A 12,906-nucleotide genomic window follows, 5' to 3' on the forward strand; every position below is an offset into this window, starting at 1 on the left:
CCATATCAACTTTATCCACCTGTCACAAAATACTGAAACCACAGTAAATATATCTTCCTTTCATTTCCTGTCTCCGATAAAATAGAAGTACTAGACTCGGTAGGAGGGAAGCCTTTGAATTTAGATTATGTTTATCGAACCATCCGCTTTCTGGTCGTGGTAGCGATCATCATTCTCTCATTAATTTCACTCTATTACATGTGGAAGCTAGCATATCCATTCATCATTGCCGTTGCCATAGCCTTACTGATCAATCCCCTGGTGAACGGACTTGAAAAGTGGCTTCCAAGAATCTGGGCAGTGACCCTTTCCCTCATTCTGATCGTCGCCATATTTGCCGGGCTCATCACATTATTGATTGCTGAAATTGTTTCCGGTGCCAATTACTTAGCAGAAGAACTTCCTAAGCATGTTCAAACCCTTGTTACATATGCAGAGGATATCATTGTCGGCCAGGTCATCCCGCTTTATAATCAACTCTCCGGGTTATTTAAAAACCTTGAAGCCGGACAACAGGACACGATTCTAGAAAATATCCAGACTGCCGGAACTAAAATTGCCACATCTGCAGGTGATTTCCTGCAAAACTTTTTCACCAAACTGCCCCAGCTGATCTCGTGGATCCCAAATGCCGCATCCGTCCTGATCTTCGCCGCACTGGCCACGTTCTTTATCAGTAAGGATTGGTATACATTATCTGCGAAAGCGGAAAAAATCATTCCAGGGAAAGCCATGAGCAGCGGCAGAAAAGTATTCATCGACTTAAAACGGGCCCTGTTCGGTTTCATCCGTGCCCAATTCACTCTCATCTCGATCACCGCAATCATCGTCCTCGTCGGATTGATCATCTTGAGAGTAGATTACGCAATTACCATCGCCCTCGTGACAGGTCTCGTTGACATCCTGCCTTATCTCGGAACCGGTGCGGTATTCGTCCCATGGATCGCCTATGAATTCATCACAGGCAACGTGGGCCTCGGAATCGGGCTGTCCGTTCTCTACATGGTCGTCGTCGTCCAACGTCAAATCATGGAACCGAAAGTATTGTCTTCAAGCATCGGGCTCGATCCCCTTGCCACTTTGATTGCACTGTTTGTCGGTTTTAAATTAATAGGTTTTTTAGGTTTGATTGTTGGACCAGTAGTGCTCGTGATCCTTTCCACTTTGAAGCGTGCAGGTGTGTTTGAAGATACGTGGAAGTTCATTATGGGAGTAAAGTAGGAAGAGCACTGCTCATCCCTGGCAACGGTTTTACTTGTGAGGTGCAGGCATTGAATTCTCAATATAATTTACAGGGTATGAATTGATTATTAGAGAGTGTGTGCATGATTGGTGCTTTCGTTAGTGGCTAATTTTTGATAGATAGAATAAGCGGAGATATTACGGTTAACCTTCAGAACAGAGCTTGAATCAGGGTAAATAGGCGGGATTTTTCCGCTTACGTAAAGAAAAACCACCCATATTCCGGCTTTTTAAGCTATATTCATTACTACTTCCTAATTAAGAGGAATTTTTCCGCTTATTTAGATGTAGCATCTACTGAACTTGTACAACATACTGGTGGTTTCTTGAAAAAAAGAAATTAAAAAAAAGCTTAGAGATATGGGCATCTCTAAGCTTTTTTGGTTGTGAATTTTATTTGATTCCTTATTTGATTTGGCCAAGAATTTACCGCATTGCACCTCACAAGTAAACCCGTTATCATCACTGGGCAGTGCTTTTTCTCTATCTGTATATGATGACATTCCCATTATTGATCCATCGCTTGAATAATCGGTAGATAAATGGTTTGAACAATTTCCTTGTGGCCGGCAGCAGTAATAAGAAACCAAGAGCGTCCGTAATGAAACCAGGCGTCAACAGAACGACCCCTCCAACCAGAATGCACAAACCATCTATGATGGCGTCTCCAGGCAACTGCCCATACTGCATATCCCGCTGAGCCTTTCTGATGGTCTCGATTCCCTGCTTCTTTGCAAGGTACGCTCCGAGAATCCCGGTCGTAATAATCAACAACACTGTCGGAACAAGACCAATGGCCTGTCCGGAAAGAACCAATAAGCCGATTTCAAGGGCAGGTATGATAATCAATAGTAATAGCATATATCTCATGATGGATTCCTCCATTTGATTTAGAGTGCTTTCTTCTATCTATTATAGCATATTAGAGATTTCATGTATTATGCTGGCAGCTTCTGCTCTGTTTACGGCAGTTCGAGTCTATGTTCAGGCACTTTCACCATTCGTTACAACTGATTATCATTAAACTTGTGCCACTTTTACCCGAACTCGTTCCACTCTCACCAAAACTTGTGCCATAGCCTACAATCCACACCATACCACTAAATATACATAAAAAAACCAGAGCCCACAAAAAGCTCTGGTTTCCCACAAATATCTACTTACAATACACTTGCATACCCATTATAAATCACGCCGTGTGTAGCATCCACTGTAATTTCCTGGCCATTCTTGAATAAAGAAGTGGCGTGGTCAACACCGACCACTACAGGGATTCCCAGGTTGATTCCTACAACAGCTGCATGACTAGTAAGTCCGCCTTCTTCTACGATCAGGGCAGAACACTTCTCAAGGGCTGGCATCATTTCTTTATCCGTGCCGATTGTCACAAGGACAGAACCTTCTGTCGTGTTCTTGACAGCTTCCTCGGCAGATGTCGCCACAACGGCTTTACCGTAAGCCGATTTACGGCCAATTCCTTGGCCTTTTGCTACGATGTCGCCTACCACGTGGATTTTCATCAGGTTAGTTGTTCCGGATTCACCGATTGGAACACCTGCTGTGATGACGATGCGGTCTCCGTGCTTCGTCATGCCTGAATTGACGCTTTCTTCTACAGCCATATCAAGCATTTCATCTGTAGTCGTTACTTTGCGTCCGACAGTAGGGTAAACACCCCATACAAGCGCCAAGCGGCGTGATACAGAATCTGTACCCGTCACGGCTACGATTGGTGCTTTCGGGCGGTATTTAGAGATCATGCGTGCCGTGTGACCACTCTCAGTAGGAGCGACGATGGCATTCACATCAAGATTAAGAGCCGTGTAAGCGACAGATTGCCCGATGGCATCCGTCATGTTGTGCTCGCTGTCTTTGCTGCGTGAAGATAGGATCGCATTGTAATCAAGGGCCGTTTCTGCTCTTGATGCGATGTTATGCATGGTTTGAACCGCTTCAACAGGATATGAACCTGCTGCCGTTTCACCAGAAAGCATGATGGCGTCCGTACCATCAAAGATGGCGTTGGCTACGTCACTTGCTTCCGCTCTTGTCGGTCTTGGGTTGCGCTGCATAGAATCAAGCATTTGAGTCGCTGTGATGACAGGCTTCCCTAGTGAATTACATTTCTTGATCAGCATCTTCTGAACCAGTGGTACTTCTTCCGCAGGGATCTCAACACCAAGATCTCCACGTGCGACCATCAAACCATCAGAAACTTCGAGGATTTCATCGATATTGTCTACACCCTCTTGGTTCTCGATTTTAGGGATGATTTGGATATGAGATGCATTGTGTTCTTCCAATAATTGACGGATTTCCAGAACGTCGGATGCACGACGTACGAAGGAAGCCGCAATAAAGTCTACGCCTTGTCCGATACCGAATACGATATCACTGGCATCTTTATCGGTGATCCCTGGAAGGTTCACCGATACACCAGGTACGTTAACACCTTTTTTATTTTTAAGTGTTCCACTGTTGGCAACATATGTGTGGATTTCACCGTTCGCTTTGTCGATTTCCGTAACTTCTAAACCGATCAATCCGTCATCCAGAAGGATTTTAGAACCTATGTGAACATCCTCGATCAATCCTTCGTATGTAACGGAGAATTTTTCAGTTGTTCCCTGTACTTCTTTCATGGATACGATGACGTTTGAACCTTGAGTCAGTTCAATAGCCCCACCTTCCATGTTGTTCGTACGGATTTCCGGACCTTTGGTATCAAGCAGAATCCCGACTGTCTTGCCGGCTTTTTCAGCTGCTTCGCGGATGTTGATGATACGCTGTCCGTGTTCTTCATGGTCACCATGTGAAAAGTTCAAGCGGGAAACGTTCATCCCTGCTTCGATCAGTTGTGATAACTTCTCTACACTTTCACTGGCAGGACCGATCGTACATACTATTTTCGTTTTTCTCATTTTCTCTACCTCCTGAAATCTTACAACTAATTTAGATTGAAAGCTCTTTGGAAAGTCTGTACATATTTAAATCAATGACATGTGGCTTGGCAAGTGCTTCAATAATATCGTAATCAACTAACTGATTTTTCTCAATTCCTACCGCTCTTCCGCCTTTACCAGAAGCTAATAGTTCAACGGCGTGAGCCCCTAGGCGGCTCGCTAATACACGGTCTGCAGCAGTCGGCGTTCCACCGCGCTGAATATGACCAAGAACGGAAACCCGTGTATCCATTCCAGTTGCTTCTGTGAAGCGGTTGGCGAATTCATTCCCGGACATGACACCTTCTGCGACAATGATGACACTGTGCTTTTTGCCGCGTTCCTGTCCTTTTTTCAAGCGGTTCACGACGTCATCAAGATCGAATTTCTCTTCAGGGATCAGAATCGTTTCAGCCCCACCGGCAAGTCCTGCCCAAAGAGCAATGTCCCCTGCATTACGTCCCATCACTTCGATGATGAACGTTCTCTCATGGGATGTCGCCGTGTCACGGATTTTATCGACGGCATCGATAACCGTGTTAAGGGCTGTATCGAAACCGATTGTGTACTCAGTCCCTGGAATATCATTATCAATTGTACCAGGTACACCGACACATGGGTAACCCCATTCCGTTAAGGCTTTTGCACCTTGGTAAGAACCGTCTCCACCAATGACAACAAGTCCTTCAATGCCGTGTTTTTCTAATTGCTCGATCCCTTTTTTCTGACCTTCTTTTGTTTTGAATTCTTCACAGCGGGCTGTATACAGCATCGTTCCGCCGCGGTGAATGATATCACCGACGGAACCAAGCTCGAGCTTCTTTATGTTCCCGTTGATTAATCCGTTATACCCTTGATATATACCGTATACTTCTATATCCATGAAGATGGCTTTACGCACAACTGCACGGACGGCTGCATTCATACCTGGTGAATCTCCACCACTTGTTAATACACCAATTTTTTTCACTACGATCACCTCATTAAGAAATATGCCTTTATATGTAATGGAATGGTATTGTTAATCGTTTCACATAAATCAAAGAAAAAGAAATTCTCGGTTTGCATTCATTACATTATTATGGACCAATAGACTTTGGATTATTTCTAAAATAACACGAAGGTTCAAGGTTCTCAACAAGTTACTGGATGGAAACGCAAAAGACGAAATACTCTATTAAATGGAAGCGTTTTAATTGTTAAAACCTTCAATAAATCGTCACAAACCGTTTATTCTTAACGATTTGAATGAAAAAGACTGACAAAAGGTCATTCCTATTTGTCAGTCCATCGTACGTTATGATTTTACCCCGATTCGATCGTTTAAAACGGAATATTCACCCATCGCCTTGAATTTTTCATAGCGATGCTGGATCAATTCGTCCTTTTTCATCGGGATCAATTCTTTCAGGGAGCTCTTCAAGACGTCATTGATATACTTCGCCTGCTCCTCTACGTTCTTGTGTGCACCGCCTTTTACTTCCGTAATGATCTCATCGATGATTCCAAGCTCCTTTAAATCAGGTGCTGTAATCTTCATGGATTCAGCCGCGCGTTTCGCCTGGGTCGAATCCTTCCAGAGAATCGCCGCTGCCCCTTCAGGAGAGATGACGGAGTATGTGGAGTTTTCAAGCATATGAATATGGTTTCCCACTCCAAGGGCCAATGCACCGCCACTGCCACCTTCGCCGATGACAACACAGATGACGGGAACGGTCAGACCGGCCATTTCAACAAGGTTCCGTGCAATGGCTTCACTTTGGCCGCGCTCTTCTGCGGCTTTCCCAGGGTATGCCCCCTTTGTATCGATAAAACAGATGATCGGCCGGTTGAACTTGTCCGCCTGCTTCATCAAGCGTAACGCTTTCCGGTAGCCTTCAGGATGAGGCATCCCGAAGTTACGGCGGATATTCTCTTTCGTGTCTTTCCCTCTTTGGTGACCGATGATTGTCACAGGGACACCGTGAAACTTCCCGACGCCAGATACGATCGCTTCATCATCACCATACAGACGGTCTCCGTGCATTTCGATGAAGTCCGTGAAGAGATAACTGATATAATCAAGCGTGGTCGGACGGTTCGGATGACGTGCCACCTGAACCCTTTCCCATGGCTTCATGTTTTCGTAGATATCATTTTCGAGCTTCGTCAGCCTGCTCTCAAGCTTCTCGATTTCCTTCGATAGATCGACGTCCGAATTCTGAGTGAACTCCCTCAATTCGGCGATTTTCTTCTTGAGCTCAACCACCGGTTTTTCAAATTCCATCTCATTTACCATGGCAGATCACCGTCCCACTGATGTATATCAAGTACTGTACCGATTTTCTCTTTTAACTCGAGTCTCGAGATGACTCCGTCAAGTTGTCCATGTTTCAGTAAAAATTCGGAAGTCTGGAAATCCTCAGGCAGGTCCTCACGAATCGTCTGCTCGATGATCCGTCTGCCTGCAAAGCCGATCAATGCTCCCGGTTCGGCGAAGTTATAGTCGCCGACTGACGCGAAGCTTGCGGAAACACCGCCTGTCGTCGGGTGGGTCATGATCGAAATGAAAAGTCCCCCATTCTCGCTCAAACGGTTCAGGGCTACACTGGTCTTGGCCATCTGCATCAGGGATAAGACCCCTTCCTGCATCCGTGCCCCGCCTGAAGCCGTGAAGATGATGAACGGAACCTTCCGTTTATCGGCTTCTTCAATGGCTCTCGTGATTTTCTCTCCGACCACGGACCCCATGCTTCCCATTCTGAAGCGGGAATCCATGATGGCTGTTACCACTTCGATCCCGTTCACCTTCCCGGTTCCTGTCAGTACGGCCTCATTCATCCCCGTCTTTTTACGGTCTTTTTCCACTTTACTCTCATAATCAGGAAAGTTCAGTGGATTCCCGGAAGTCAGGTCCTGATCAAGCTCCTTGAACGTGCCTTCGTCTATAAAACTATCGACTCTCTCGGGTGAGCTCATGCCATGATGATATCCGCAATGAATGCACACCTTTAAGTTCTTTTGAAGTTCTTTCGTATACATGATTTTTTTGCAGTCAGGACATTTTGTCATGATGCCTTCCGGAACGTCATGTTTGGCCGCTTCAGAAGGAATCGTTGCATATTTTTTCTTTTTCGATTTGTTAAAAAGTTCCTTTAGCAAGGTGAAACCTCCTTACCGAATGACAGTAGCTAACTTCAGCGGGAAATATTCCCTTACACGACAGCTGCCCATTCGCTTCTCTATAGTAAATGCATGATATAAAACTGCTTGACTATCAGTTTAATGGAAGTGCTTAAAAAAAGATGTTGGAAATTGTCGCATCTTCATCGACAATTTCCCTAACCCTTCTATATGCCTCTTGCACAGTCTCTTTCTCGCCATGATCGATGCCGTGGAGCATCCTGATCAACTCTTCCCTCATATCTTCAGTAAGCTTCTTCTCACCGCAGATCAAAGTTTCAAAATCATTCAGGATATTCCAGATACGCTGTGATAGAAAGTTCGAGCTGATCATCACAATCTCCCTGAATACGTCGTCCAGACTCTCACATTCGGACACTTTCTGTTTTAAGGAATTTGTATTCCTTTTATCTACAAACAAAGCTATCAGCGCTTCTTTTTCAATCATCATTTTCGTTTGAAGGATGTCTTCCTGGGCCATGTCGTCCTGGAGGATGAACATGCCGAGTAGATCAATCAGGTGATGATCCCTGAAATCCCTCAAAAAGGTGCCTTCTCCCCGGCGTGTTTCAATCAGACCCAACAGCTCAAGGGCCCGGAGTGCTTCCCTGACGGAAGAGCGTCCGACATTCAATCGTTCGGACAGCTCCCTCTCGGATGGAATCTTATCTCCGGGCTTGAGGCAGTCCTTTGATATCATTTCTCTCAGCTGGTGAACAATTCCAATATATACCTTAGCGTGTGTATGGAGAGAGTTCACTTCTGCCATCATTCACTCTTCCCGATAACCGCTAGATCTTCTGTCTTTTTACGGATTTCCTCAGGGTCGACCTTCAAGCGGGCAACTCCTGTCTCCATTGCCGTCTTCGCTACGGCAGCGGCCACGGCAGGTGCTACACGCTTATCAAACGGTGCAGGAATGACATAATCCGCATTCAATTCATCTTCGGTGATGAGGGCGGCAATCGCTTCAACGGCAGCCTGCTTCATTTTTTCATTAATGTGAGTCGCACGGACATCCAGTGCACCCCTGAAGATCCCCGGGAAGGCAAGGACATTATTCACCTGGTTAGGGAAATCGGAACGGCCTGTACCCACAACCTTGGCTCCTGCCGCTTTTGCAAGCTCAGGCATGATTTCAGGTACCGGGTTCGCCATGGCAAAGATAATCGGATCCTGCTTCATGGAAGAAACCATCTCCTCGGTCAAGGCACCAGCTACGGATACCCCAATGAATACATCGGCTTCCTTCAATACTTCTGCCAGACCGCCCTTGATGTGGTCACGATTTGTAAATTTCGCCACTTCGTCTTTCGTGCCGTTCATTCCTTCGGGACGACCTTCGTAGATCGCACCTTTGGAATCACACATGATAATATCCCTCACGCCATAGCGGTAAAGGAGTTTAATGATCGCCATACCGGCGGCACCGGCTCCGTTTGCCACGACTTTGATCTCGGACATCTTCTTCCCGACAATCTTGAGAGCGTTCACAAGTCCCGCCACGGTTACAATCGCCGTACCATGCTGATCATCATGGAAAACCGGGATATTGGTTTCTTTCTTCAACCGTTCTTCGATTTCAAAACAGTTCGGTGCAGCGATATCCTCAAGGTTCACGCCACCGAATGTCGGCTCAAGAAGCTTGACGGTTTCAACGATCTTGTCCACATCCGTTGTATTCAAGCAAATCGGGAATGCATCCACCCCTGCAAAACTCTTGAATAGAACCGCTTTTCCTTCCATGACAGGAAGAGCCGCTTCCGGTCCGATATTTCCAAGACCCAGTACAGCTGTACCATCAGAAACGACCGCAACCATATTTCCTTTCATGGTGTAATCATAGACCGTTTCCGGCTTGTCATAGATCTCCTTGCAAGGTTCCGCCACCCCAGGGGAGTAAGCTAAACTCAAGTCATCCGCGTTCCGGACTTCCACTTTTGATTTAGACTCTAATTTCCCTTTATTCACTCGATGCATATGCAGAGCTTCTTCACGTAATGACAAATTGACTCACTCCTTCTGATTCTTTTACAGACTATGGATCGATCCGCCCGCAGGCGTATCTTCTAAATGTAAAAATATAGAGTAAAAATAATAAGGTCAGAGGTGGTCAGACCACCTTTTTCTATTAAACAATAATATAAAATATGGTTTTAGTAAAGTGTGTTATTGCAATATGACATTGGCCTCTCCGAGAATCCGGTACAATTCCCTAAGAGCCTCCTGAGACGGACTGATGCGCAGGTGATCCGGAAGCCTTATACTTCTTTTGGCATTCTCATAGTGAACGATGACCGGATTCTTCCCTTTGAAAAGGCTGATGATGCGCTGGATTTCTTCCATACAAGCCTCTTGATCCTGATCCGATGCAATTTTCAAATAGAGCTTTTGGCTGCTCTCTTTCACCCGTGCCTGTACATCTTCCATCGTTTCCAGGTGGTTTACGATGAACTGCAACTTATCGTTGCGATCTTCTACATTCCCCCCGAATAGGAGAATATTCCCTTCTTTTAAAAGAGGCATATTATTTTTATAAACATTCGGGAAGACCACGGCTTCCATCTCACCGCTTTCATCCCCGATCTCCAGGAAAGCCATCACTTCCCCCTTTTTAGTCCGGATCGACTTCACTCCGGTTATATAACCACCGAGTGTGAGTTTCGTTCCTTTCTGAAGATCGGCTATCTGCTTCAGCCCGAGTCCTTTAAATAGAAGGCGATAAGGGGAAACAGGGTGATCCGATAAATACAGTCCGAGAACCTGCTTCTCAAACTGAAGCTTTGTATCGATGGTCATCTCTTCCACTTCCACATATTTAGGCTTTAACATAAAGGCTTCTTCTTCATGGAACAAGTCGGGATCGTCTTCGGGGTTTACAAGCTCCGCATGCTGAGCAGCCACGTCCAGGCTAGCAAGCAATGTCGCACGATCAATGCCAAATTCATCGAATGCCCCGGAGAGAACGAGATTCTCAAGAATTTTCCGGTTGATTGTCTTCGAAGACACCCTCATGCAGAAATCGAACAAATCCTGAAACGGCTTTTCTTTTCTCGCACGGATGATTTCCTTTAAAGCAGCCGCCCCGATTCCTTTGATTGCACCAATGCTGTAGCGAATCCGATCCTTCCCTTCCACCGTAAAGACAAACTGACTGCTGTTGATGGACGGAGGAAGGATCTTTATTCCATACTGTGTGGCTTCCCGAATGTATTGAGCCACCTTTGTTTCATTCCCTACGACGGATGTCAGGAGTGATGAGAGGAAGAACGCAGGATAATGGGCTTTCAGGTAAGCGAGCTGATAGGCGATCATACTATAGGCTACCGCATGTGACCGGTTAAAACCGTAATCGGCAAAACGGACAATCAAATCGTAGATCGTGTGAGCGACGTCTTCCCTATAGCCTTTACCGATGGATCCCGATACAAAATGCGCCCTCTCCTCGTCAAGGACATCCTTTTTCTTCTTGGAAACGGCTCTTCGGAGGAGATCGGATTCGCCCAGGGAGAACCCGGCCATTTTCGAAGCGATCTGCATGATCTGCTCCTGATACACGATGACCCCGTACGTCATTTCAAGAATCGGCTTCAAATCAGGATGCGGATATTCCACCTGTTCTTTTCCATGTTTCCGATTGATATAGGTCGGAATATTCTCCATGGGACCCGGACGGTACAGGGCATTGACCGCGACGATATCTTCAAAGGAGCTCGGCTTCAGGCGTTTTAAGACATTCCGCATCCCTTCAGACTCAAGCTGAAAGATCCCGTTCGTCTGTCCTTTACTCAATAGTTCGAAGGTTTTGGCATCATCCATCGCGATCGTATCAATGGAGAACGATTTATTGGTTCCCATTTGAACATTCTTTACGATTCGTTCCAATATACTCAAATTGCGAAGTCCGAGGAAATCCATCTTCAAGAGGCCGATCTCTTCTAATATATCCATGGAGTATTGGGTCAAATGAATCCCCGATGAACTCCCCTGGATCGGTACCCACTGTACTAAGGGTGCTTCACTCATCACGACTCCCGCCGCATGGGTTGAGGTGTGCCTTGGAAGCCCTTCAAGCTTAAGGGCCGTCTGAAACAATTTCTTGTAGTGATCAGAGCCCGTCACAAAGTCGCGGAATCCCTTCGACTTTTCATACGCTTCCTTCAGGGTGATTCCGAGCTGATTGGGAACCAGCTTCGAGACCTGCTCCTGCTCTTTCATATTGAGTCCGAACACCCGACCCGTATCGCGAAGCGCCGCTTTGGCTGCGAATGTCCCGAACGTAATGATCTGGGCGACATGGAGACTCCCGTACTTTCCTTCCACATATTCAATCACTTCATCCCGCCTGTGATCAGGGAAATCAATATCGATATCGGGCATGGATACCCGTTCCGGATTCAGGAATCGCTCAAACAGTAATTGATGCTCGATGGGATCCACATCCGTAATATTCAACGCGTACGAGACAAGAGAACCGGCTGCCGATCCACGTCCCGGCCCGGTCAGGATTCCTCTATCCTTCGCATATTTCATGAAATCCCACACGATCAGGAAGTAATCACTGAAACCCATCCTGCCGATGACGTCCAGCTCATAATCGAGACGTTCAATGTACTCATCAGAAATCGTTTCCACCCGCTCACTTAATCCTTTTTCACAGAGATGGGTCAATTCCTGAAGGGCAGTAACTCCCTCCGGCAACGGATATTTCGGAAGGAGCTGCTGATGGAAAGGGATGGTCAAGTGACAGCGGTCCGCTATCTTCATCGTATTCTCAAGAGCCGTGATGTGATCCGGGAATAACTCCACCATCTGCTCCTTGCCCTTAAAGTAATACTCCTCTGAGCCAAGCACATCCCGGTCATCCTCCGAAAGCTTCACCCCGTCACGGATCGCCGCCATGCACTCATGGGCAAAATGGTCTTCCTGCTCGAGATACTGCACGTCATTGGTGGCAACCATATCCGTCCCGGTCTCCCCGGACAACTGCTGCAGGAATGGGATCAAAGTATCTTCAAATGATATCCCATGTTTCTGGATACTCAAATAAAAGGAATCTCTGCCAAACACTTTTTGATACGTGTGGATGCATTCTTTGGCTTTGTCATATCTCCCTTCCAGTAACAGACGTTCGATCTCACCTTTGACGCCTGGTGTGATGGCAATTAGTCCATCACTATAAGAAGCGAGCCACTTCAACGGAAGTCCCTCCTTCGACTTCGCCCCGATGGCACTCGAGATTTTCAATAGATTCTGATAACCCGTTTGATTTTTCACAAGGAGAACAAGGGGATGGGAACCTTCCTCTGAGGCAATATCCGCGGTCAATCCAATGATGGGTTTGATGTCTTCTTTTATACACGCCTTATAAAATGGGATGGCGGCATACATCATATTTCGATCGGTCAAGGCAAGCGCCTTAAACCCCGATTCTTTCGCTTTATGTACAAGTCCATTTATCGAAATCGTGCTAGACAAGAGACTATAAGCACTTGCTACTTGTAAATGAACAAATGACATGTTATGCACAACCTTTTTCTCAATATACCTTTATTATAGG

9 protein-coding genes are annotated in these 12,906 nt (G+C 46.1%); 1 reads left to right on the plus strand and 8 read right to left on the minus strand.

Annotation, left to right across the window (positions count from 1 at the left end):
- Positions 1–114 precede the first annotated feature (114 nt).
- The gene (gene ytvI, locus JI667_RS06260; protein WP_206851240.1) at positions 115–1,221 is read left to right on the plus strand and encodes a sporulation integral membrane protein YtvI; all 1,107 of its coding nucleotides are present in this window, start codon (positions 115–117) and stop codon (positions 1,219–1,221) included.
- Between the two features lie 504 nt (positions 1,222–1,725).
- Here ytvI and JI667_RS06265 read toward each other — a convergent pair.
- The 8 genes from JI667_RS06265 to dnaE form a co-directional block, all read right to left on the minus strand.
- Complete coding sequence (locus JI667_RS06265; RefSeq protein ID WP_206851241.1) at positions 1,726–2,112, minus strand: FxsA family protein; 387 nt, start codon at positions 2,110–2,112, stop codon at positions 1,726–1,728.
- A gap of 290 nt (positions 2,113–2,402) precedes the next feature.
- Entirely contained in the window at positions 2,403–4,163 is a 1,761-nt protein-coding gene (pyk, locus tag JI667_RS06270; RefSeq protein WP_206851244.1) for a pyruvate kinase, read from the minus strand.
- Between the two features lie 31 nt (positions 4,164–4,194).
- Positions 4,195–5,154 (minus strand): 6-phosphofructokinase, encoded by a 960-nt coding sequence (gene pfkA, locus JI667_RS06275; protein WP_206851247.1) that lies wholly within the window; start codon positions 5,152–5,154, stop codon positions 4,195–4,197.
- A 327-nt stretch (positions 5,155–5,481) separates the two neighbouring features.
- Positions 5,482–6,462, minus strand: a complete 981-nt coding sequence (gene accA / locus JI667_RS06280) for an acetyl-CoA carboxylase carboxyl transferase subunit alpha (protein WP_206851248.1) — start codon at positions 6,460–6,462, stop codon at positions 5,482–5,484.
- A complete protein-coding gene (accD, locus tag JI667_RS06285) occupies positions 6,456–7,325 on the minus strand; it encodes an acetyl-CoA carboxylase, carboxyltransferase subunit beta (RefSeq protein ID WP_206851249.1) in 870 nt (289 codons plus the stop codon). The genes accA and accD overlap by 7 nt, the downstream gene beginning before the upstream one ends.
- Positions 7,326–7,458: 133 nt before the next feature.
- Positions 7,459–8,118, minus strand: coding sequence for a FadR/GntR family transcriptional regulator (locus JI667_RS22875; protein ID WP_206851251.1), 660 nt, complete (start codon positions 8,116–8,118; stop codon positions 7,459–7,461).
- Positions 8,115–9,353: an NAD(P)-dependent malic enzyme gene (locus JI667_RS06295; protein ID WP_206851252.1), complete on the minus strand. Its 1,239-nt coding sequence runs from the start codon at positions 9,351–9,353 to the stop codon at positions 8,115–8,117. Before JI667_RS06295 ends, JI667_RS22875 begins: the two co-directional genes overlap by 4 nt.
- A 162-nt stretch (positions 9,354–9,515) precedes the next feature.
- Positions 9,516–12,866, minus strand: a complete 3,351-nt coding sequence (gene dnaE / locus JI667_RS06300; RefSeq protein ID WP_206851253.1) for a DNA polymerase III subunit alpha — start codon at positions 12,864–12,866, stop codon at positions 9,516–9,518.
- Positions 12,867–12,906 lie beyond the last annotated feature (40 nt).

This window comes from Bacillus sp. NTK074B (genome assembly GCF_017303375.1).
GTDB lineage: Bacteria > Bacillota > Bacilli > Bacillales > Bacillaceae_B > Rossellomorea.

Bases quoted from the DNA above. Each gene is read 5' to 3' on its own strand.
- accA (WP_206851248.1), bottom strand. From the start codon at position 6,462: ATGGTAAATGAGATGGAATTTGAAAAACCGGTGGTTGAGCTCAAGAAG.
- pyk (WP_206851244.1), bottom strand. From the start codon at position 4,163: ATGAGAAAAACGAAAATAGTATGTACGATCGGTCCTGCCAGTGAAAGT.
- JI667_RS22875 (WP_206851251.1), bottom strand. From the start codon at position 8,118: ATGATGGCAGAAGTGAACTCTCTCCATACACACGCTAAGGTATATATT.
- JI667_RS06265 (WP_206851241.1), bottom strand. From the start codon at position 2,112: ATGAGATATATGCTATTACTATTGATTATCATACCTGCCCTTGAAATC.
- dnaE (WP_206851253.1), bottom strand. From the start codon at position 12,866: ATGTCATTTGTTCATTTACAAGTAGCAAGTGCTTATAGTCTCTTGTCT.